Below are 21,166 nucleotides of genomic sequence, written 5' to 3'. Positions count from 1 at the left end.
GGCTTGTATTTGAAAATGGCACTGGTTAGCTGCGGGCGGTTCTGAGCATCGAGAACAAAGTTGCCGACTGCATCCAACTCAACATGGGAAGGCTGCAAAGGAATACGCCGAATCAATTCATCGGCAGCAGTAATTATTTCGGGCATTGTAGGTGCCTACTCCTCGTTAAAAATAGCGGACCAGTTGATGGCCTCTCGTAACTGGTTGGTTTCCCAGAGCACTTCGTTGGCCGGGCCGAAGATTGTAAACTCAACTTGGCCGTCTGGGCTGATTTCAATTTCCAGCGGCCAGCGGCCTCCGTTTAAATCGAACTGTATGCCCCCGTGGCTGAGCGGATACGCCGCCAACCGTGGCTGCTGTGCGGGCATAAGCTGAAGGAAGTCGGCATCTTGCAACAACGCTAACGCCTCTTCCACGGCGGCAGGCTGCACGGACTGCGCACCATAAGAATCCCAGTCAGCGGGCAGCGTCAAGAAGCTGCGCAGCGTGTGAGCTACTCGTGCCAGTAAGGTAGTGGGGCGAACAAATGCGCTTACTGCCTGCGACACCACGGTGCGAGGGGCGTGGTAAGCTGTAGCCTGGTACAAAGCGGCATCTGCCACCATCGAATCATGCCAGATGGAAGCCGACAGTCGCTCGGCCTGCTCAACGTTCAAGGCCGTAAGGGGTGCGGCCAATGAATGGCGGCGAGTAGGGATTAAGGTATCAGGCATGGGTGGAGGGGCGAAATTCGTAGTTAGCCAGCTTCAGTATCATGGTCAACACTAGAAAAGCGTTTTCCAATCCATATTCGGTTTCGTCCATGAGACCGTGCGCAATGCGGTTGCGCAAATTCTGACCAACTTTTTCCTGAAGATAGAAACGAATATAAAATAGGTCGTCCGCATCTAAGCGGCCGTCCTCACTTAAGTCGCGCAGCAGTTCATCTAGTAACTTTTCATGCACGACACCATCTCGCTTGGGACGAAATGTGGGGATGCCAAGCAGGTCGCACAGGTAGCGTAGGAGGTACTCTACTTTCAAAACCAGTGAATCGGTGGCAGCAATAAAGTTGGGCTCCTCGGCGCGGCCAGTCCGCCAGGCATCCAACTCGCTAAATAACACTCGGACGCCAGGAATCAGCAAGCGCAGTGGCTGCGTACTACTTTCGCGCCCATGCTCCCTGACGGGACGGGGCTCCCCAATCCAAGTGGTGGCTAAGTGCTGGAGCACCCCTTCTGCAGAGAATTTGTCGACTTTGTACGCTTCCAGCATCAATTTCACCAAGGACTGAGTAGCCAGTTGCCCAAGAGTCCATAAGCTTGTAACACCCGAAACTCCTGCTTCTCGGCTTCCGTGTGAAACTGTTGCACAGGGTTGCCAAGCTTATCCTGAATGGTGATGGGCAAAGAGTCGAGAAACGATTTGTAGGTAGTTTGCTCGTAGGCCCGCACGGCCGCCAACGAGGGGAACATGGGGGTCAGTGTCATTACCGTTAGCAGATCGGCCGGTGTGCCCTGCTCGACATGCTCCATGATTGCAGCTAAACGAACCTGCTGTTCTTCGGCGGGCAAAGGGGTGCTGACCTGAGCCAGCCCAAACTTAGTGCGCCAATCCTGGTATTGCCGTTGCAGACGGGCCTCGGCATCAGAGTCGTTCAACTCTTGGTACAGTCGTAACGCCTGCTGGGTAAACGTAACAGCAGTCGAATTACCTTGATTATCTGCCTCTTGGCTCAATAACTCGTACTGCTGTGCCACCAATTGCTGCCAAGGCCGCACATCGCGTTTGGTTTGCTTGGCGAGCTGCGCTGTGGCTTGAGCTAGTTCCATAGCCCCGTACCGGTATTGTTGACCAAGTATGTCGATGTCCTGACGGTTTTTTTTCAAAAAGGCGTCTAGATACCCATCGCGTTGAAAGAGGGCAGGCTGTTCAGCTACTAGGGTAGTAAACGTACCCAACAACATGGGAGTGGCCCGGCGGGTAGCGTCCCAGGCCTCATGGTGAGCCATTATTGCATCAACTACTGCTGGCAGCACGATTGCCACAGCCGGGTCGCGCTGGCGGCTGGTGGCGATGCGAAAAGCAAGGGACAGTGCCTGTACCGCGTGAAGCGTATAATGCAGGGTAGGATCGGCGTCGTCGCGCAGAAAGTAGTGCGTACTAAGTTGAAGCAATGTTTGCACCAAAGCGGCAACCTGATCAGGGTGGCCCGCTTTCTTCCGCAAATACAGAAATAGACCGTACTCGCTCCGTAAATATAGGTTGCTTGTAGCTTGTATTCTGCTTTTCAGATACTCATATTCAGCTGGACCGTAAGCGCTGGTATCGGGCCAGCCTACTTCCTGGGTCGAGCCATCTGGTGCAGTATGGGTCTGAGAAATCTGGTAGCCTATGCCGCTGTCGAGTCGTTTGCTGGCAGCCAACACCTCCTGCTCAATTCGGGCATTGCGGGCTAAATCCAGCTGCTGCTCGGCTTCCAGTTCCTGAGCCAGCCCTCCTAAATGGGAAGTAATCTCATGGTGTTCGGTAACGTCAGCTTGTCGTTCGTCTAGCTCGCGCAAGTAAGAGGCTAGGATGTTGGGCATAGGGATGGGTAGAATGACGAGGCGCTTCCGCAGCTAAGGTACGCGAATAGATCAGGGGAGGACAGTATAATGCCGGTTCGAGTTTGCGTAAGGATATTGGGAATCTATTTATTATTAGCATGGCTAGTGACAGTTAAAGCCGAGCTTGTATCATTTTCTAAACGCAGAGTTGTACAACAATACACTCTATCAGCAGTCAGTTTCCCCCTGACTCAATCTAGATCTCCTGTAACACTGATGATTTTACTATGGCAGCAGCTTCCCAATTGTGGTTGCTACAATAGAGAATAGAACTACCAAAATCCACCAGTGGCGCCTTTTGGTCGCCTCATCCAAGTATAGGGAGCGCTGGATAGAGAAAAACGACCAGAGCAGCAGGGCGCTTAATGCGGTCCCGCTGATGGCCACCAGTAGCCGGTTGGTGGCCCCATACACCAAGGCCATCAGGCCCAACGTTAGCAGCACGAGGGGAAGGCGCAGCCGCTCGGCCACTGGCTTCTGGGTTTGGATCGTGATGGGGTGAATAGTCATCAGCTGAGCAGCCAGTACGTCGTACGGCTCGACTTGCCTGTACACTCCAATACTTTCTTGGGCCGTGGCGCCCTGAATGGTGAAGGTTCCGTTGTGATTTCGGGTGATGCGGGTAATGTTCTGAATGGGGATAGCAAGGGTGGTCGTGTCGTTCAGTTCGCGGGAGATGGTTGTGTCGGAGATAGTCAGCGTATAGCTATGGTAGAGCCGCTTCTGCTGTTGGAGGCTGCGGTAGATGCCGATCCCCAACGCGGCGAGCATGAGCGGAATAAAGAAAGGGAGTACCTCGGCTTCCTGCTGGGGCGTACTTGCCGAAGTAGTGGATGCTATACTATAGCCCACTGCAAGGGCAAGCAATGCGAGGGGAAGGACGCGTAACAACAGCTGATTCCGGATTTCGCCGAATCCGTCCGGCCGATTGGTATAGAAGTTCATAATGATAGCCCGTTGCGCACTCATACCGAGTGGCAATTTACCTGCTCGGTGCGGAATTGAATCAGGCAAGAGGCAATCTGCTAGCCCAGCGTTTCCGGTTTGGCAAGAGAGGAAAGCAAGCGCTTGACCCCCATGGGGTGAAAGGCCTTCCCTCTCCTAGTCCGATATCCCGACTCATTGAGCCGTGCGGCAATTTCGCGCAAGCTCACTCCTGTCGCTCGCAGGAGGATGGCCAGCTGCTTAGCCTGCCGGTTGTTGAGATTGGTTTGGGCATTGCGCTGCAGCGACACCCACGACTTCTCGCGCGCCGCCGCCGTCAGATTAGCAGGCGTACCGAGCTGAAAGCCCCTCGCCTTCTTGGCGGCGAGCGCATCCTTGGTACGCGTGGAAATCGCTGTAGCCTCCTTCTGCGCCACGGCCGCCAGGATGTGCAAGGTAAACTCATCGGCCGCGGGCAGATCCACCGCTTTGAAGCGCACGTGACTTTCCATGAGCGTGGCCAAGAAAGCCACGTTGCGGGCCAAGCGATCGAGCTTGGCCACGAGCAGCACAGCTCCCTCCTGCTTGGCGCGGGTAATGGCGGCCTGCAGCTGCGGCCGCGTGTTCTTGCGCCCACTCTCCACTTCGGTAAACTCGGCCACAATGCGGGCCTCACTGCCCACAAAGTTTCGCACAGCCGCCTGTTGGGCTTCGAGCCCCAATCCCGATTGCCCTTGGCGGGCGGTACTCACCCGGAAGTAGGCGACATAGTTGATCATACACCTTTTATAAGGGAAGAAAAGGTGCAATATACGCTTGTGTCACATTGGTTAAACGTCCGTTTAGCTACTGTCAAGCCCGTTTTTGTCCGTGTAGTTGGTAAAGAGTGACCCGCCCTGAAGGACGCGCTATACCGGTGAGCCGCCCTGCCTCGTTGTTGAGGCGCTACCTCTATTATCTAGTATTGTTCTATGTCGCTTATTGAGGGGCTACAATCCTGTTTTGGGGCCTGTTGTGGGCAGGCTTCTGTGTGGGTCTGTGCCTAGGTCCCTGGCGGGCGGCGCCCCGCCTGCTCGGCTGGGCCGCCGTGGCGTGCGTCGTGCACCTGTATACGTTGTGGTTGATACCCCCCTGGACGGTGTGGGCCTACTGGCTTGGCCTGGTACCCGTCACCTGGCTGCGCGAGATGGCCTGGCCTGCGCCCTTGAATGGGCTCGGGAAGGGAGCCGGGGTGCTCTGCTCGTTAGGCTGGGTATACCTGTGGCGGCGCACCACGCCCGCTGCAGCCGGCCTGGTTCGGCCAGCCCCCGGCTCGGTACGAGCCATCGCGCCGGCCGTGCTGATCGTGGCTGCCGCTCTACTGATCGAAGCCTACGCCTCACGCTTCGCCTTTCTGCCCTTAACCGCCGTCCAGCACCTCTACTACCTGACCTTACCGGGCTTGGACGAAGAGTTATTCTACCGCGGCGCCCTGCTGGGGCTGCTCGCCCCCGGCTTGCCCCGCACGCTGCCGCTACCCGGCACACGCACGAGTTGGGGCGGGGTGGTCGGGGTGCTGCTCTTCACGCTGGGCCATGGGCTAGGCTACCCCGACCGCCTCTTTGAACTCGGCTTCGGGGCGGACTTCTGGCGCTACGTGCGGGCCTGGTGGTCGCCGACCCATTTTCCGTTGCTCACGGTGCTGTTCCAGTTGGGCATGGGGACGTTTTTCTTGTGGGTGCGCGAGCGCACGGGTTCGGCCTGGGTGGCCGCGCTCGTGCACTGCCTGATGAATGGCTGTCTTTCGCTCGGCCATGCCGCCGGCTAAGCGGGTGGTGCACTTTAGGAGGGCCGGATGCAAAATGATAAATGAAAGGTAACACCTGCCGAGTACCGTTCAAGTAGTGATACAAAGCTTCACGGGTGGAAACCGCTTTTTACAACTCGGTTATGATACACCTGAAGTATAGCGCCTAACCTATTATGCGATATGCTTCCCTATCTTGGCAGATCTGTTTTACTTCATGCATTCACCTCATCCACACTGCTCTATTTCATGGCCAACCTCGACCTGTCCAAGCTGCAAGAACTACTTCAGAATGCCGAAGCCAACGAAGCCCTGCTGCAGCGGGTACGCAAGAACATGAACCAGATCGAGGTCCTGTTGGGCGAGATCAGCCAGATGCTAGAGCCAGGCTACACGCCTACTAAAAAGGAGCGCCAGCCCCAGAGTGCCGGTACTGGTAAAGGGCCCGGACGCCCCAAGAAGAACGCGTAAATTTCGAGTTACCTGTGCCGCTCTTTAACGCTTTTACCCCAGGCCACCGCTGGTTGGTCTGGGGTAAAAACATGGGCCAAAAATCCTAGTTGGGCCCCTAGTTTCTCAGGTTCCAACAGGTGCCGCGCGCCTTCTTGACCCCGTGGTTTTTACATCCTTTCCCAGGCGTTGGCTACAACCCGCATGGCCTGTATGGCGCACCATTAACATGGCCTCGTGGCTTACATGGGCGATGCGTTACTCCCTACCCAAGGGATGCAGTGTTTAGCTTCACGGCTCCCCATCGGTTTTCTTTCTCGTCTTTTACTTCCCTAGTCCAGTGAAATTTTTTCTCCACCTGACGGCCTTGCTCTTCCTTTCTTTCTATGCCAGGGCGCAGGAAATGAGCCCCTTTACCCTCGGCTTTGAGCAAACCATTCCCTCAAAAATATTAGGGCAAAAACGCACGCTCCTGATTCATATTCCTGCAAGCAATGGGGGAAATAGAATCTAGAATAGAGGACAGTATCCGGTGATTTATTTGCTTGACGGACCGGAGAATTTTAACGCCGTCGTAAGTATTGTGGAGCATATGGAAGAATCCAGCCTTTGCCCGCCCGTGATCGTTGTTGGAATCGCTCATGCCGATCGATTGAGCGAACTCACCACGGGCACGGATAAGGAGTATCCTACGGCGGTGGGCAAGGGTGAGCAATTCATGTCTTTTGTCGAAAAAGAACTGATTCCTTACATCGATGCCACGTATCCCACCACAACGTATAGGACCCTAATTGGTCATTCCGTGGGGGCTTGACCGTAGTGAATACGTTGTTGCACCAGCCGAATTTATTTAACTCCTATGTTTCGCTCGATGGGGCGTTGTGGTGGAACGATCAAAAAGTGGTCAAGGAAGCGGCCACCCTTTTACCGGCTCACCAATACAAAGGAAAAAGACTGTTTGTCGCGATGGCCAATCGGTTGGAAAGAGGAGTGGATACGCTCAGCGTTCAACAAGATACCAGCGCTGCGACGGCCCTGCTTCGTAGCAATCTTACGTTTGTAAAAGAGCTTTCTAAAAATAAGAGAAATGGATTGGGCTTTCACTACAAGTTTTATGAAAACGACAATCATGCGTCCGTTCGGTTGATCGGCGAATATGATGCGCTCCGATTTATTTATGATTTTTATAAATTAAAAATTTACGACAGTGAATTGAAAAACCCCAATTTTGATTTAGAAGCATTATTGGTAACCCATTATAAGAAGGTATCGGAACAAATGGGATACGTCATTAAACCAAGTGAAAGTCAGGTCAACAGCTTGGGTTATCAAATGCTAGGGGCTAAGCAGTTTAAAAAGGCCGAAAGGTTATTTAAACTCAACGTGGCTAATAATGCGGGTAGCGCCAATTGTTATGATTCATTGGGTGATTATTATCTGGAAATAAGGAATAAAACGAAAGCGATCGAGTGTTTCAAAAAGCCTTGGCTTTGAAGCCAATGCCGGAAACCAAAGGCAAGTTGGAAGCCTTAGTAAACGATAAAAAAACGGGTAAGTGAGGGTTGAAGAGTTATAGCCCTAACTAAAAATTCAGTCAATGGGCTGACCCGGAGGAATAGGGCCACCAAAACCCATCGCTGTGCCGGGGCGCTCAGGCTCCGCCGCTCTCTTTGCCCGTACGTCTTCCCTGAAGGCCACGGCAGCGGCTGTCAGCCTTAGCGGTTGGCCGCGCTGTGGGTGGAGGGTGCCGCAGCGGCCGCCACGCCCGGGGACCCTCCACCTAGACCCTCTCTTTCCCCTCTCGCTCTCATCGGCAGGGGAAGTAGGTGCTTCCCGTCGATTATCGCTTGCTCATCTCAGAGAACAGAAAATCAAGCGCCGCCCCGTCGGGCAACGCCGCTTCCCCTATGGGGGTGTCCAGCAAAATAATCCGCTTGGTTTGGGTCGTAAAGGCGGGCCACTGCGGCAGGCCCTTCCCATTGGGGTTGCCCGTCTTGATGAAATTGACAAAATATGCCGACATCGCCCGGGCCAGATGCGCATCGGCCGGTTCCAACGGCCGAAGCCGGTGATCGATAAAGCGCAAATTATCATACGCATACGCCACTTCCGCGGTGTGGAAGGCGCCGTAGGGCGCATATTGACCCGTAGCGGGCACTTGCCGGGTGAATCGGTACACGTACACCGGCTGCTGTTGCTGGCTGGCCAGGGTGGCCCACCGGTAGTTCTGGACCCCAAAAATCATATCGCGGGAAACCGCGCGTTGCGAGCTGGCCGCCTGCGCATCGGTCGCGGCCGGATAGTACGTCAAAAAGGTCGCGGCCTTCTCGGCGTATTGTAACTGAATCTGTTGGCGGTACTCCTCGGCACTTTTGGGCGGGCCGAACGCCATGCCTTCGTCTTCATTCCAGCCGGTGAGCAAGGCCACGTCGTTTTCTTTGCCCGCCGCAAAAATAGCTGCAATCGACTCGGGCAGCACATACCCATCGATAATGGGGCCGCGGCCCTGCGCTTTAGACAGGATTTGCTCGGCGGGTTTTGCGCGGAGCTCGGCCAGCGACACGACGCCTAGGGCCTGCGCCATGTTCACCCCATTTGCTTCGGCCTGCGCAAGGGTGGGATGCGGCGTAGAAAAATTGGCCCCACTCTCGGCAATCGCTTTGTTGAAGAGCCCCTTGGCCAGGGGGTCGCGACCAGGCAGTTCACACTCATCGCCCCCGCGGACTGGCCCGCAATCGTGACGTTGGCTGGATCGCCCCCGAAGGCGGCAATGTTTCTTTTCACCCACTGCAAGGCCGCTAGCTGATCCAGTAGCCCGTAGTTGCCGGAGGCCTTGCGGCCCGACTCCCTGCTCAGGTCAGGGTGGGCAAAGAAGCCAAAGGGTCCGACCCGGTAGTTGACACTCACGAACACCACCCCTTTTTGGGCCGTCGCTTCGCCATCATAAATCGGACACGCACTGCCCCCACTGGTAAAGCCGCCCCCATATATCCAGACGACCACCGGTCGTTTCTCCCGGGCAGTTTTCGCGCCCGACCACACATTCAGGTACAGGCAATCTTCGCTAATGGGCTGCCCGGGGATCAGGAATTCGGCACTCCAGGGGCCAAACGGTTTGGGTACGGCCTGCACCGGACTCGCCCCGAAGGCCGCGCATTGTCGAACGCCGGTCCAGGGCCGGACGGGCTGAGGCGCTTTCCAGCGTAAATCCCCAATTGGGGGAGCAGCGAAGGGAATGCCCCGAAAAATGTGGACGTCCCCCTGTTTATTAAGCGTGCCGGAAATCAGACCGCCGTCAACGCGTACCGCATCGAAATCGGGCAAAGCGGCACCACTGAAAAGGGACAGGAAAAACAAAGCTAGTAAGGTCTTCATGGGATACGGTATTGAGGTTGGCAACTGCTTGAACGGGCCATACAGATAGGAAACGTTGGCTGATTGATAGCAGGAAGCCTAAAACCTTAAAACAGGGTGTGCATTGCCCGGCAGCTTCGCGGGAATGGTGATAGTAAACCTCGTCATCTTTACGTTCTGTTGGGTCGACAAACGAGTTGTCTTGCCGCCATTTTGCGGGCAATAAACCACTTATGCCTGAAGCGCCTGTCCTTACCGGCCTACCCGCAGCACGATGATCTAACAGAAGGCATGAATTACGATCTCCTCATCTACACGTAAGCCGGGGAGATCCACTTCGTGCTGCGCAGCACCCCCACGAGTATCGTCATTCGGGCAGACACGGCGCAGGTCATCTATCGCTGGCGAGAAGAGCAGAGGAGCGAGGGACGGAATCTGGCGTTTAGCTTAGCGATAGAGCGGGGGCTAATTACCGCTATTAGGCCACACGACTAGCGAGGCCAGCGGTCCGCTACGGCTGCGTGTTACTAGGATAAGCCGAACTCGCGGGCGAGCCCGTAGCCACCCCGAGTAGGTCCAAATAACGATAGACGGTGGAGCGGCCAATGCCGAGTAGCTGAGCAATGTCAGCCGTCGTTTTGTCTTTCTGTAAATACAAGGTTTTGACCGCTTCGGCTTTGCGTTGGGCTACTTTGCTCAAGCCCGGCGGTCGCCCACCCTGGCGGCCCCGGGCCCGGGCGGCCGTTAAGCCGGCTAAGGTGCGCTCACGGATCAGGTCCCGCTCGAACTCGGCCAGCGAGGCAAACAGGTTGAACATCAAGCGGCCTTGGGCGGTGGTCGTGTCCAAGTGGTCCTGCAAGCTCACCAACTGAACTTGTTGTTGCTGAAAGCCGAGCACGAGTTCGACCAAGTGCTTGAGCGAGCGTCCGAGCCGGTCGAGCTTCCAGACTACCAACGTGTCCCCGGGCTGCAGCTGGTCGAGCAGCTCCCGCAGGGCGGGCCGTTCCTTGACGGCCGAGGCTTTCTCTTTCACCACTTCCTGGCAGCCATAGGCGCGCAGGGCATCGAGCTGCAAATGCAACTGTTGGTCTGGCGTCGATACCCGTGCATAGCCCCAAATCATATCCTATTTACTGATGTGAAAGCAGGAAGAAGGTAGCCATTGAGCTCGACATTTGAAAACCTCTTTTCATGACTCAGTCAAGGATCCCGTAGCGAGACATACGAGCGTCAAGTAGGGGCCTGTTCCTTGGGTAGGTGCTCCCCTCTGGAAGTGACCTAGCAGCAAGAAGCGTTATTGCTTGTTCTCTGCCCACCGCCTTTTCAAGTGGGCAAGTGGGTTACTTCTCACTTGTTCAGCGAAATGGTCCGGTGACCTTTTCAGCATACAAACTTGGACGTTTCACCAAACCAGCGCCGGTAGCCCTCAGGGTACCTTTGCTAAGTAGATTTTACTCAGCAACCTACCTCGTAACCCTATGAAAAAGATAGTCTTAGTAACGGGCGCATCGGCTGGCATTGGCCAGGCGACGGCAATATATCTCGCCCAACAGGGCTATACGGTGTATGCGGGCGCGCGGCGAACCGATAAAATGCGGGCGTTGACAAGCTATGGCATTACTCCAATTATGCTGGATGTAACCCAAGACGACAGCGTGGTGGCGTGCGTCCAGCAAATTTTCGCAGCAGAAGGTGGCCTAGACATTTTGGTGAATAATGCTGGCTTTGGCTTGGAAGGGGCCATCGAAGATCTGCCCCTGCCCGAGGCCCGCTATCAAATGGAAGTGAATGTATTTGGGGCCATGCGCTTGGCCCAACTGGTGTTGCCGAAAATGCGGGCAAACCGCTACGGCAAGATCGTCAACATTTCCTCGGTTGGCGGCAAGATTGCGTTTCCTTTAGGGGATGGTATCACGCCAGCAAATTTGCGCTGGAAGCGTTGAGCGATAGTATGCGCAATGAAGTGAAGGAATTTGGCATTGACGTGATCGTGGTGGAGCCCGGCGCCACCCGGTCGGAATGGGGCACTGTGGCTACGGATATTCTGCTGAAAGTATCGGGCCACACCGCGTACCAAGACTTGACGACGAAAACTCATACTCTATTTACCCGACTAGCGAAGGATGTAGCCGAACCCATCGTCATCGCGGAACTAGTCAAGAAGGGAATCGAAGCCAAACGTCCCAAAGCACGATACACCACGTCCCAACTGGCCTCTTCGCTTTTGTTATGTTTGAAAAGGATTTTGCCCGACAAGCAATTGGATAAATTAATTATGAGCCAACTAAACTAGGGAAGTATGGACACCGTCTTTCTGCAGCATAATATCCTTTATGCCCAGGGCCATCAAAAACTGCAAAGCAGCGAACATTACTTTCCCGACCATGCGCTCGGAATCATGCTGTCCGGCGAGTCGCATTATTTTTCCAACGAGGGATCCTTTGTAATGAGAGAAGGAACAATATGTTTAATGCGCCGGAATGAATTATTTAAAAAGCTAAAAAAGGTTGGACCCAATGGGGAGTCGCCGTCGCTAATCAGCGTATTCCTGGAGCAAAAAACGTTACATCAATACGCAACCGAAAATAACATTCCCAAGCAAAATACTTATCGGGGAAAAGCGATGCTTGACCTAACCAATAATTTATTCTTGAAAGGCTTTTTTGACTCGCTATTACCGTATAGAGATGACCCCAAAAAACTGAGTGCGAAAATTGCGGAATTGAAAACATACGAAGCAATTGAGTTATTAATGCAAACGAATAATAGCTGCCAAACTTTATTATTTGATTTTCAGGAGCCGCATAAGCTAGATTTGGAAACGTACATGAATCATAATTTCAAGTACAACATCTCCTTAGCATCGTTTGCTAAACTGGCGGGGCGTAGCCTTTCTACTTTTAAAAGAGATTTCACCAAAATATTCAATACGACGCCGGAAAAGTGGTTGCAACAAAAGCGGTTGGAACAAGCGCACTATCTCCTTTCACAGCGCGACATGCGGCCCTCCGAGGTGTATTTAGAAGTGGGGTTTGAGAACCTGTCACACTTCTCCTTCGCTTTTAAAAAAACATTTGGCCTCACGCCAACCGAATTGACGGACCAAGCTAGGAGTACCAGCCACTGATAAGTACTAGGCATTCCAGTGTTTTTCATCTCAACAGCGAAAACTTTTCTGTATTAAGTCTAGAGTCGATTGGCCGTGTTCTGTTACTTCGAGTCGGATCATAAAATCCTCGATAGCTTAGGCAGCCACTTACTGAATTCTGCCACGTTGCGCCAAGAGCGGGGAACTATGTGCCCGTAGCGATGAACTGCAGATGTGGGATACTCACTTCGGATGTTAAAACCAATAATTGCACTTTTCATCATAACATATAATATTATCAATATAATTGCATTATTATGCGTCTTATTTGCTTTTTCTAAGCGAGGCTCCTTTAATGCTTAAGTGGCGGAGATAGATTTGACAACTTGGTTATGATAAGCCTTCATTATCATAACCAAGATCACTACCTTCGCAAATCGTTCTTTTTTCGTCTTTTCTTCAATCTCACGCACTCCTTATAATAAGGAGTGCGTGAGACCGCCTACTGTCCCGTGTTATGAGTGAGATGATCCCGGTTTCCACGACGTTGCTGCCCGCGGGCTTGTCGTCGGTCTCGGATGCGGTGGCCCGTTACGTCGAGGTCGGCTTAGCCGGCGCAGCCAACACGCGCCGGGCTTATGCCGCCGACCTGCGCACCTTCGAGCAGTACTGCCGCGACCATGACCTCGAGCACTTGCCCGCCGCCGTACCCACCGTCGCGCAGTACGTGACGCACCTAGCCGACCAGCCCCGCAAGCTGGCTACCATCCGCCGTCACCTCTCGGCCATCGCCAAAGCCCACGAGCTGGCCGGCTACCAGACGCCCACCGACTCCAAGCAGCTGGCCGTCGTGCTCGAAGGCATCACCCGGGTGCTGGGCAAGCGCCAGAAGCAAGCCCCCGCCTTCAGTGTTGACGAGCTCAAGCGCGCCATCAACGGCCTCGACTTGACCACCCCGGCCGGGCTGCGGGACCGGGCCCTGCTGCTGCTCGGCTTTGCCGGCGCCTTCCGCCGCTCCGAGCTGGTGGCCCTCAACGTCGAGCACCTCGAGCTCACCCCGCAAGCGTTGATGATCCACCTCGACAAGAGCAAAACCAACCAGTTCGGCGAGGTCGAGGACAAAGCCGTCTTCTACGCCCCCGATGACCGCTACTGTCCCGTGCGCTCGGTACAGGCCTGGCTCGACGTGCTTGGCCACAACACGGGCCCGCTGTTCGTCTCCCTGAAGCGCGTGCCTAAGCAGGTGGCGCAGCCCTCCCCGTTTCGCCTCTCCGACATCAGCGCCAACAAGCTCGTGCAGCAGCACCTAGGAGCTCAGTACTCGGCTCACTCGCTGCGGGCCTCCTTTGTCACCATTGCCGTCGAGGCCGGCCAGTCCAACAAGGCCATTAAGAACCAGACCAAGCAGAAGACCGACGCCATGATCGAGCGCTATGCCCGCTTAGACGACGTCAAGCGTTTCAATGCCGCCAAGTTCCTCGGTTTGTAGAATCCACCGAGAAGTAAGGGGTATCGGACCTTATGGGAGAATAGCAAAACTGGATCTTTATGTGGTTCATAAGGACGACTGCCAGCGCGCTGCTACTTTCTGAAGTTCCACCGCCCACAGCACCCCACTCGCCAGCAGCATTGTCAGCCCCAGCTCGCGCGCCGAAAGGGGCTGCGTGTGGAAGAGCACATTCAAGAACGGCACGTACACCACCAGTAGTTGGAGCCCGAAGGTCAGTCCCACGGCACCCAGCAGGGGCAGGTTGGATCCCAAACCCTGGTGGAACAGGGAAACCCGCCGTGACCGTACGGCCAGCGCGTTGGCCAGTTGACTGAAGCAAAGCACCGTGAAGGTCATGGTTTGCCAGTGCGTTAGCCCGCCTTGAATCGCCCAGGCCTGGGTCCCCAGCGTGAGGGCGGCAATTAACAGTCCCACCCATGCCATAAACCAGCCCGTGCCGGCCGCCATAATGGTTTGCGTGGGCTTAATGGGCGGCCGCTGCATAGTGCCCGCTTCAACCGGCTCGTAGGCCAGCGCCAGCGCGGGCAAGCCATCGGTAACGAGATTGATCCACAAAATATGAATGGCCAGCAAGGGGATGGGCAACCCGAAAAAAGGAGCCAGCATAATCGCCAATAGCTCGCCGAGGTTGCCCGCCATGATGTAGCGAATAAACTTGATGATATTGTCGTAGACCCGCCGCCCGTGCTCGACGGCCGTCACAAGGGTGGCAAAATTGTCGTCGAGCAGAATCAGGTGGGCCGCTTCCTTGGCTACTTCGGTGCCCGTGATGCCCATGGCTATGCCGATGTCGGCATTTTTGAGGGCCGGCGCGTCGTTAACGCCGTCGCCGGTCATGGCTACGAATTGCTGCCGGGCTTGCAGAGCGCGGACGATGCGCAGCTTTTGGGAGGGATCAACCCGGGCGTACACCCGTACTTTTTCCACCAGGACGCTGAACGCCAACTCATCGAGCGCCGTAAGTTCGGGCCCGGTCAGCACCAGGTCTTGGGCGGAAGCGATAAGGCCTAAACTCTCGGCAATGGCTTGGGCCGTCAGCTTGTGGTCGCCGGTGATCATAACTGGGGTAATGCCGGCGGCTTTACAGGCCGCTACGGCCTGCCGGGCTTCGACGCGGGGCGGGTCGATCAGCCCGGCCAGCCCCAGAAACGTTAAGTCGGCTTCCACGGCGCCCGGGGTCAAGTCGAGCGGCAGTTCGGGCAGCAGCTTGCCTGCGTAGGCAAGCACCCGGTGTCCCTGGCTGGCCAGCGCTTCCGCACGGCGCTGCAGATCGGGAATAGCGGCCTGCTGGCTGGCCGCTAGCTGCGCGAATAGGGAATCTGCCGCGCCTTTCGTGACAACGAGCACGCCCTGCTTGGTTTGGTGCAGTGTGCTCATGCATTTGCGCTCGGAATCGAAAGGCAGTTCGGTTAAGCGCGGGAACTGGCTTTCGAGCGCGGGACGCGCGTACTGCTGCTCGGCAGCGTAGCCGGCTAGCGCCACTTCGGTGGAGTCGCCCAAGGCCTTGCCCTGCTCGTCGGGGGTGACGTCGTTGTTGAGGGCCATGGCTAGCAGCAGCGCGTTGTTTTCTTCCAGGCCCGGCAGCGTGACGGCCGGCGCCTCGTAGATTTCGGCTACCGTCATCTGATTGAGCGTCAGCGTGCCGGTTTTATCGGTGCAGATGTAGGTAACCGAGCCCAGCGTTTCAACGGCGGGCAGCTTGCTCACCAGCGCGTGGGCGCTTACCAACCGTTTGGCGCCCAGCGCCAGGGCTACGGTGGCCACCGCCGGCAAGGCTTCGGGAATGGCAGCTACAGCCAGCGAAATAGATGTTAGCAGCAGATTCAGCAGCGGCTCGCCCCGCAACCAGCCCAGCCCGAAAAAGAGTACGCACAACGCGAGCGCCGCCCCGGCCAGCCACTTGCCAAACACTGCCAACCGCTTTTGCAGGGGCGTGGCGGTTTCAGTGGTTTGGATGAGTTGGGCAATTTTGCCGAGCTCGGTGTGCATGCCGGTGGCCACCACGTACGCCGTAGCCCGGCCGTTGGTAACGAAAGTGCCCTTGTACCCTAGATTAAGCCGGTCGCCCAGCGGATAAGCGCCCGCCGCCAGGGCCGGCGAGATTTTAACGACATTGTTGGATTCCCCGGTCAGCGAGGACTCATCCACTTTCAGCGCGTGCGTTTCCACAAAGCGCACATCGGCGGGAATAACGTTGCCGGCTTCGAGCAAGGTCACGTCGCCCGGTACGAGGTCGGCGGCCGCCACTTTCAGGGGTTGCCCCCCGCGCACTACGACCGCCTGGTAGGCGGCCATCTTCTGGAGGGCGGCCATGGCCTGGTCGGCCCGGTATTCCTGCCCAAACCCAACCAGGGCATTGAGCAGCACGATGGCCAGAATAACGCAGGCAGAGTTGAGCTCGCCGATTATTCCGGAAAGCAAAGCCGCCGCCAGTAGCACCAAAATCATGACGTCGGTGAACTGGCGCCCCAGCAGTTGAAGTACCGTTTTCTTTTGGCCGTCGGTTATCTGATTGGGACCGTATTGCGCTTGCCGCTGGTGAACTGCTGCCGGGTCGAGGCCGCCGGGGGAGGTATGCAGGTCTTGGGCTACCTCGGCAGCTGAGTGCAGGTGATACTCCATACGAGAAGCAGGATTAAGCAAGCCTGAGCAAATAAGTAAATGCGTCGTGGAGGTGAGCGCAGGAACTAGCCGCTGGACACTAACGCGAGCAACTTCTGAAGCTTAAAACACAGCCACTCCACCAATATCTTCGAGCCGACCAAGGTGCCCCAGTGAGGTTATCGCAATAGCGCGCAAGGTTAGTAGGGAAACTTTTTCCTTTCCTACTGCAGGCGGGTTTTATTATCCTACTACGCGGGCTGCAACCACATTTTAGCGGCAAGTGTAGGCGCCGTTATTCAATGGGTAGGAGAAACAAGCACCAGTGGAAAAGCTCACTCCTTCAAAAGACCTTTTCCACCGGTGCTCAGCGCTATGAAGGCAATATCTCAAGCGGTTTCATAAATGTTATCTATGGCTTCAAGAGCCGCCTTAATGGGGCTATTCCCCAATAGCTTGAGGCTCCCAGCCCCAATGATTTCTGTTTCCGTAATGCCTATAAAAGCGAGCACTAGTTTAAGATAAGGCGTTACCAGATCCTGAGTACTACCGGCCTCGACTACCCCCGAAGTGAAAACGATATACGCTTTCTTTCCCTTAAGCAAACCCTCCAATCCGGTTTCTGCCGAGAACTTGAAAGTCAGGCCAATCCGACAAATCAGATCAATATAAGCTTTGAGGGAAGCGGAAACGTTGAAATTGTACATGGGAGCCCCCAAAATCAACACGTCCTGCTCGTCAAGCTCGTCAACTAGCTCATCAGAAAAGGCTAGTAATTGGTTTTGCTCCGGGGTACGCCGATCAGCGGGCGTATACATGGCTTCGATCCATGACTCATGTACCAATGGCAGCCCTTCCGCCACGTTGCGGTACGTGACGTTCAAATCGCGGTGGTGAGAGCCGAGCTTTTCAATCAAAGCATCAACCAATTGACGGCTTACGGAATGTTGGCTACTACGGCCACTCGAATTAACTGCGAGAACTTTCATGAAAAATGGGGAAGGGTTGTTTTGCAATGGCCTGGCCTAGGCTGCGGTCAGCAGCAGGGCAGCAAAAAATTTTCGGAATGTATTGGCGCGGATCTGCACGCGCCCACAGCAATTGATCCGGTCTGTGTTTGCTAGTAAAACTTAAGGCAATGCAGCGCTTTGCGGTCAGGGACAAGGACATCCAGCCGGGCTTCGGCGGGCAAGGATAGTCCTTTAGGTAGATCCGGGGTCTACCTCTCTAAAGGGATACTTGATTTTCGGTGGACGTAGCCTGTACCTGCGGAAGCGGCTGGCCGCTAAAAAAACTATTCTTAAGGATGGTTTGAAAGGCCAGCGATTGCCCTTTCGCAATGAAACCGGCTCTACCGTTAGCTAGTGGTTGCTACTGCTAATTAGCTCGAAGAAAAGATTAACTTCCTCTTACCCAGCAGGTAGCCCATTCTCTACTGAAATAACCCGTTCAGGCTTCACAGCTTTGCTTTGCGTTTAATGAGCCGCGATATTTTTACCTTCTAACTTTTGAAGGGTAGCTCGGTCGAACTTGACGTGCGCTTGGCGGGCAGGCATTGTTCCCAACAGATGGTCCCACAAAGGACTCGATACCCGAAGGCCACTTGTTCTTGGCGATAATGATGCTGGCTGTGGTGAATCCACCACACCCGCAGAAAATTCTTAGGGGGGCGTACGCGTGAATGGCATAATGCACAAACAGGTACGAGGCGTAGCCAAACGTAAAGCCAGCCAACAAGCCGAATGCCCAGTTGCTGAACACGAGGCGGAAGATGAAAAACAAGAGCGAGGCCACAAACACCGTGATAATTGGGGGCATTGCTAGACGAGTCTTGTCTTTGGGAAACTCGTGATGCACCCCGTGGATCGTGTATTGCAGCTTGGCTCGCCGGGCAGTCGTGGTGGAAAGGTGGTAGAGATAGCGATGTACTATATACTCGAGGTAAGTGAACAACAGCCAACCCGCCAGGAACAGGCCCAGCGCCGAGACTCCCCGCAGAAAGCCGTGCGTGTAGCCGTAGTATCCACTCATCAGGGCCGTACCAAGAAAAATACCAACCGGCCACGCAATGTGCGTGTGAGAGAGTCGCTCGAGCAGTGGGTTCTGGAAAAGTTGAGCCGAACCTTTATGCTTGGGCCGAACGCTATCGTTAGCAGTGGAAGCAGCTGAATTCAAGGAGTTCATAAACAACAGTAAGAGAGAGGAATATGACGTAGAGTGAGCTCCTCACAATGGCCAAACAGCCCAAGCATACCCCTGCAGTAATCAGTAGGCAATGCGCTAAGCGCGTTGAATAAAGTGGAAAGCCACTTTCATAAAGCCTTTGTGTTGGTAGAGGCGGTGGGCTACCTCGTTATCGAGGCCGGAATCGAGCGCTACTCCATCTAGGTGGCGCTCCTGCGCTTGCTTGTGGATGTAGTCGAGCAAGCCGCTCGCGTAGCCTTGATGCTGCGCAGCGGGAAGCGTAGCCAGATCATCGATGTAGAGGACCCGCCCCGCAAAGAGTTGGTGCAAGTAACGAAAGCCTGCCACAGCTACCACCTGCTGGTCATCCAGCACATAAAGCAATTCGTAGCTTTGTTGCTGCATGGCCCGGATTTGCGCGACGAATGTCTCCTTCACCAGTTTTGGGCGTAAGTGGTGCATGGCCGACCAGCAGGCCAGAATTTGCGCGTCGGTGGTTGCAGTCTGAATGGAATACATGGGAGGGGCGGACTCAAGCGGGAATAAGGCGAGCGGCGATGCCGAGCCGGTTCCAAGCGTTCATGTTGGTTACTGCCAGCAGCACTTGGGCTACGTAGGGCACGCCCAGCAGGCGCACGGCTTCCTCGTAGGTTGCATCGGAGAGGTGGTGCGGAATCAGTAATGTTACCTCTTCGGTGAAGGCTAAAATGGCCCGCTCCTCGTCGGTGAAATAGGGTGACTCGCGCCACGCTGGCAGCGCGCGCAGGCGTTTGTCGGTTTCACCGTGCGTTAGCGCTTCCTGGGAATGGGATTGAATGCAGTAGGCGCAGCCGTTTACTTGCGAGGTGCGCACCTTAATTAAGTTCCAGTGCGTTTTGGTTAGGGCCGACTGGGCCAGGTGCTGATCAAGCAGCAGCAAACCGGCATAGGCTTGAGGCTCGACAGCATGCAGCGTGAAGCGGGGCTGCGGTACTACGGGGCTGGCAAGGGAAGTTTCAGACATGAAAAGCAGCTGGTAAAATAAGGGGAGTCAGTAAAATGATTTGTAGTCCGCTAGAGGCGGCTAAAAGATGCTGTAGGGCCGTTGAGGATGTTGATTGGCCCACCAGGCATCCAGGCTCCAGGGTAACCGGGAGCTTGAGAGAGCAGCAGACCAGCCGCTACGTTGGCCCACACGGAGTAGTCCAGAGGCGCTTTAGGACCGAAAGAAATGGTCATAGCAAGCGCAAAAGCCAACGTTAGCAGCCCCGTTCCCCTAGCCGCCAGCCGGGTACTCAAGCCTAGTAGCAAACAAGTGCCAAGTACTAACTCGGCCGCAGTGGCCAGCACGGCCAAAGCAGGAATCAACGCCAGGGGTAAATAAGAATTAACCTGGGCAGTATAGGCCACAAAATGGCTCCAGTCACCCCAGGCCACGTGTGGGTGACCTGGAGCTCCCCATAGGCCGAGCCGGTCAGCTACGGCTGACAGCAACTCGATTCCTAAAGCCAAGCGGGCAAAGGTGAAGATGTATGCCGGACGTTTCAGCATAATAAAAAGGGGAATAAGCGCGTGGGGGCCTCAGATTTAGCTGTAAGCTGGGGAGAGTAGGCCTGTAGACTCGCTGCTTCGTCTTACTAAACCGCCTTGCCTACCACTCCACCAGTTAACAACCTGGCCTGGCCCAAGAGCACGGCTACAATGCGCTAGTAGTTAACCTGCAGTTCCTAGCTTAAGCTAGCTCACTTGCTAGGCTTGGCTGAACGATACGCCAGGAAAAAATCCTGCTTGCAGCGTCCTAGGGATAGAATACAGCTTGACTGCTGGGGGCAAGCTATTGCCTCCGTCAATACTAATAAATTAAGGACAGAGCGCGGCCTCAATTCTTTGGTGGCACAGCCTACGCTAGAAATTACTCGGTCGCTACCGTATCAGTCATTCCTTTCCGGGTTAGTATAGCGAACTAAGTACCGAAGTTCGCTTATGCTGCGCTGCAGGCCGGATTTACTGCTGCTATTGGGTTGGTGCAACCTGTCCAGTTTAGGCCTGAACGGGGATGTGGGTGGTGATGGCGATGCGGTTCCACAGGTTGATGGTGGCAATGGCCACGATGGCCTGGGCCAGGTAGTGCTCATCGAAAAGAGCCGCCGCCGCCTGGTAGGTGGCATCCGAGACGTGGTGCTCGCTGATGAGCGTCACTTCTTCGGCCAGCGCGAGCAGGGCCTTCTCTTCGGCCGTGAACAAGTCGCCGGCTTCGCGCCACACCGAGACCAGGTGCAGGCGCTGGTCGGTCTCGCCGTGCTTGCGGGCTTCGGTGACGTGCATGTTGAGGCAGAAGCCGCAGCCGTTGAGCTGGGAGGCGCGCAGCAGCATGAGTTCGCGGTGGATGGGGTTCAGGCTCGACTGGCCCAGGTACTTTTCGAGGGCGTAAGCGGCTTTGAAGGCTTCGGGCTCGGTTTGTTGGATGTTGACGCGCATGAGTGAAAAGCGTGTAGTGAGTGGTAAATGATGGGTCAAAGGTCGGCTCCCCCTCCCCCGCCTCCTTAATCTAGATTAAGAACGGCGTATACACCGTGGAAGCAGGTGTGAGAATACGTCAAGAGCGCTTGGTTACCAGCTGCTGACTATTGTAGAATCCTGGTAGCAGAAGTAGTATCTCAGGGCTAGTGATGATTTCGCTCGGCAACATAGAGCGCACCCCC

The 21,166-nt window shown here is 55.3% G+C and carries 20 protein-coding genes and 2 pseudogenes; 8 read left to right on the top strand and 14 right to left on the bottom strand.

Annotation, left to right across the window (positions count from 1 at the left end; genetic code table 11):
- Positions 1-155 precede the first annotated feature (155 nt).
- The 5 genes from MUN86_RS28760 to MUN86_RS28740 all read right to left on the bottom strand — a co-directional run bounded on the left by MUN86_RS28760 (position 156) and on the right by MUN86_RS28740 (position 4,291).
- Positions 156-713 carry a hypothetical protein gene (locus MUN86_RS28760; RefSeq protein WP_245127241.1) on the bottom strand — a complete coding sequence of 186 codons (558 nt, stop codon included), beginning with the start codon at positions 711-713 and terminating at the stop codon, positions 156-158.
- Complete coding sequence (locus MUN86_RS28755; RefSeq protein WP_502592246.1) at positions 706-1,266, bottom strand: DUF4209 domain-containing protein; 561 nt, start codon at positions 1,264-1,266, stop codon at positions 706-708. Before MUN86_RS28755 ends, MUN86_RS28760 begins: the two co-directional genes overlap by 8 nt.
- The gene (locus MUN86_RS28750) at positions 1,260-2,567 is read right to left on the bottom strand and encodes a hypothetical protein (protein ID WP_245127240.1); all 1,308 of its coding nucleotides are present in this window, start codon (positions 2,565-2,567) and stop codon (positions 1,260-1,262) included. Before MUN86_RS28750 ends, MUN86_RS28755 begins: the two co-directional genes overlap by 7 nt.
- Positions 2,568-2,813: 246 nt before the next feature.
- Entirely contained in the window at positions 2,814-3,602 is a 789-nt protein-coding gene (locus MUN86_RS28745) for a hypothetical protein (protein WP_245127238.1), read from the bottom strand.
- 11 nt (positions 3,603-3,613) lie between these two features.
- Positions 3,614-4,291 (bottom strand): recombinase family protein, encoded by a 678-nt coding sequence (locus tag MUN86_RS28740; RefSeq protein ID WP_245127237.1) that lies wholly within the window; start codon positions 4,289-4,291, stop codon positions 3,614-3,616.
- 335 nt (positions 4,292-4,626) lie between these two features.
- Here MUN86_RS28740 and MUN86_RS28735 point away from each other — a divergent pair, with 335 nt between their 5' ends.
- From MUN86_RS28735 to MUN86_RS28715, 5 genes are all read left to right on the top strand, one after another.
- Positions 4,627-5,319, top strand: coding sequence for a CPBP family glutamic-type intramembrane protease (locus tag MUN86_RS28735; protein ID WP_245127236.1), 693 nt, complete (start codon positions 4,627-4,629; stop codon positions 5,317-5,319).
- A 228-nt stretch (positions 5,320-5,547) separates the two neighbouring features.
- On the top strand, positions 5,548-5,769 hold the full coding sequence (locus MUN86_RS28730; RefSeq protein WP_245127234.1) for a hypothetical protein: 222 nt from the start codon (positions 5,548-5,550) through the stop codon (positions 5,767-5,769).
- Between the two features lie 319 nt (positions 5,770-6,088).
- Entirely contained in the window at positions 6,089-6,262 is a 174-nt protein-coding gene (locus MUN86_RS28725) for a hypothetical protein (protein ID WP_245127232.1), read from the top strand.
- A gap of 18 nt (positions 6,263-6,280) precedes the next feature.
- On the top strand, positions 6,281-6,562 hold the full coding sequence (locus tag MUN86_RS28720) for an alpha/beta hydrolase-fold protein (RefSeq protein WP_280640686.1): 282 nt from the start codon (positions 6,281-6,283) through the stop codon (positions 6,560-6,562).
- 5 nt (positions 6,563-6,567) lie between these two features.
- Entirely contained in the window at positions 6,568-7,242 is a 675-nt protein-coding gene (locus tag MUN86_RS28715; protein ID WP_245127229.1) for an alpha/beta hydrolase, read from the top strand.
- Between the two features lie 346 nt (positions 7,243-7,588).
- On the opposite strand, the pseudogene MUN86_RS28710 reads toward MUN86_RS28715, so the two are convergent.
- Positions 7,589-9,123, bottom strand: a pseudogene (locus tag MUN86_RS28710) (carboxylesterase/lipase family protein).
- Positions 9,124-9,613: 490 nt separating this feature from the next.
- Entirely contained in the window at positions 9,614-10,225 is a 612-nt protein-coding gene (locus tag MUN86_RS28705) for a recombinase family protein (protein WP_245127227.1), read from the bottom strand.
- 355 nt (positions 10,226-10,580) lie between these two features.
- Between MUN86_RS28705 and MUN86_RS32725 the strand changes: the two are divergent.
- The 3 genes and pseudogenes from MUN86_RS32725 (at position 10,581) to MUN86_RS28690 (ending at position 13,679) form a co-directional block, all read left to right on the top strand.
- A pseudogene (locus tag MUN86_RS32725) lies at positions 10,581-11,395 on the top strand (oxidoreductase).
- A gap of 6 nt (positions 11,396-11,401) precedes the next feature.
- Entirely contained in the window at positions 11,402-12,229 is an 828-nt protein-coding gene (locus MUN86_RS28695; RefSeq protein ID WP_245127225.1) for a helix-turn-helix domain-containing protein, read from the top strand.
- A 478-nt stretch (positions 12,230-12,707) separates the two neighbouring features.
- Positions 12,708-13,679 carry a tyrosine-type recombinase/integrase gene (locus tag MUN86_RS28690; protein WP_245127224.1) on the top strand — a complete coding sequence of 324 codons (972 nt, stop codon included), beginning with the start codon at positions 12,708-12,710 and terminating at the stop codon, positions 13,677-13,679.
- A gap of 66 nt (positions 13,680-13,745) precedes the next feature.
- On the opposite strand, the gene MUN86_RS28685 is transcribed toward MUN86_RS28690, so the two are convergent.
- From MUN86_RS28685 to MUN86_RS28655, 7 genes are all read right to left on the bottom strand, one after another.
- Complete coding sequence (locus tag MUN86_RS28685) at positions 13,746-16,322, bottom strand: cation-translocating P-type ATPase (RefSeq protein ID WP_245127222.1); 2,577 nt, start codon at positions 16,320-16,322, stop codon at positions 13,746-13,748.
- Between the two features lie 368 nt (positions 16,323-16,690).
- Complete coding sequence (locus MUN86_RS28680; RefSeq protein WP_245127221.1) at positions 16,691-17,290, bottom strand: FMN-dependent NADH-azoreductase; 600 nt, start codon at positions 17,288-17,290, stop codon at positions 16,691-16,693.
- 505 nt (positions 17,291-17,795) lie between these two features.
- Positions 17,796-18,485, bottom strand: coding sequence for a sterol desaturase family protein (locus tag MUN86_RS28675; RefSeq protein WP_311182542.1), 690 nt, complete (start codon positions 18,483-18,485; stop codon positions 17,796-17,798).
- Positions 18,486-18,581: 96 nt separating this feature from the next.
- Entirely contained in the window at positions 18,582-19,004 is a 423-nt protein-coding gene (locus MUN86_RS28670) for a GNAT family N-acetyltransferase (protein ID WP_245127219.1), read from the bottom strand.
- A gap of 13 nt (positions 19,005-19,017) precedes the next feature.
- Positions 19,018-19,488, bottom strand: coding sequence for a carboxymuconolactone decarboxylase family protein (locus tag MUN86_RS28665; RefSeq protein ID WP_245127218.1), 471 nt, complete (start codon positions 19,486-19,488; stop codon positions 19,018-19,020).
- A gap of 50 nt (positions 19,489-19,538) precedes the next feature.
- Positions 19,539-20,015: a DoxX family membrane protein gene (locus MUN86_RS28660; protein ID WP_245127216.1), complete on the bottom strand. Its 477-nt coding sequence runs from the start codon at positions 20,013-20,015 to the stop codon at positions 19,539-19,541.
- Positions 20,016-20,504: 489 nt separating this feature from the next.
- On the bottom strand, positions 20,505-20,981 hold the full coding sequence (locus MUN86_RS28655) for a carboxymuconolactone decarboxylase family protein (RefSeq protein ID WP_311182540.1): 477 nt from the start codon (positions 20,979-20,981) through the stop codon (positions 20,505-20,507).
- Positions 20,982-21,166 lie beyond the last annotated feature (185 nt).

It is taken from the genome of Hymenobacter volaticus (assembly GCF_022921055.1).
Lineage (GTDB): Bacteria > Bacteroidota > Bacteroidia > Cytophagales > Hymenobacteraceae > Hymenobacter > Hymenobacter volaticus.
Note: the sequence above shows the minus strand (reverse complement) of the source record. Positions and strands in the feature narration are given on the sequence as shown.

Excerpts from the sequence above, each read along its gene's own strand:
- MUN86_RS28750 (WP_245127240.1), bottom strand. The coding sequence starts at position 2,567 with ATGCCCAACATCCTAGCCTCTTACTTGCGCGAGCTAGACGAACGACAA.
- MUN86_RS28660 (WP_245127216.1), bottom strand. The coding sequence starts at position 20,015 with ATGCTGAAACGTCCGGCATACATCTTCACCTTTGCCCGCTTGGCTTTA.
- MUN86_RS28675 (WP_311182542.1), bottom strand. The coding sequence starts at position 18,485 with ATGAACTCCTTGAATTCAGCTGCTTCCACTGCTAACGATAGCGTTCGG.
- MUN86_RS28760 (WP_245127241.1), bottom strand. The coding sequence starts at position 713 with ATGCCTGATACCTTAATCCCTACTCGCCGCCATTCATTGGCCGCACCC.
- MUN86_RS28690 (WP_245127224.1), top strand. The coding sequence starts at position 12,708 with ATGAGTGAGATGATCCCGGTTTCCACGACGTTGCTGCCCGCGGGCTTG.
- MUN86_RS28680 (WP_245127221.1), bottom strand. The coding sequence starts at position 17,290 with ATGAAAGTTCTCGCAGTTAATTCGAGTGGCCGTAGTAGCCAACATTCC.
- MUN86_RS28730 (WP_245127234.1), top strand. The coding sequence starts at position 5,548 with ATGGCCAACCTCGACCTGTCCAAGCTGCAAGAACTACTTCAGAATGCC.
- MUN86_RS28705 (WP_245127227.1), bottom strand. The coding sequence starts at position 10,225 with ATGATTTGGGGCTATGCACGGGTATCGACGCCAGACCAACAGTTGCAT.
- MUN86_RS28695 (WP_245127225.1), top strand. The coding sequence starts at position 11,402 with ATGGACACCGTCTTTCTGCAGCATAATATCCTTTATGCCCAGGGCCAT.
- MUN86_RS28740 (WP_245127237.1), bottom strand. The coding sequence starts at position 4,291 with ATGATCAACTATGTCGCCTACTTCCGGGTGAGTACCGCCCGCCAAGGG.
- MUN86_RS28685 (WP_245127222.1), bottom strand. The coding sequence starts at position 16,322 with ATGGAGTATCACCTGCACTCAGCTGCCGAGGTAGCCCAAGACCTGCAT.
- MUN86_RS28670 (WP_245127219.1), bottom strand. The coding sequence starts at position 19,004 with ATGTATTCCATTCAGACTGCAACCACCGACGCGCAAATTCTGGCCTGC.
- MUN86_RS28665 (WP_245127218.1), bottom strand. The coding sequence starts at position 19,488 with ATGTCTGAAACTTCCCTTGCCAGCCCCGTAGTACCGCAGCCCCGCTTC.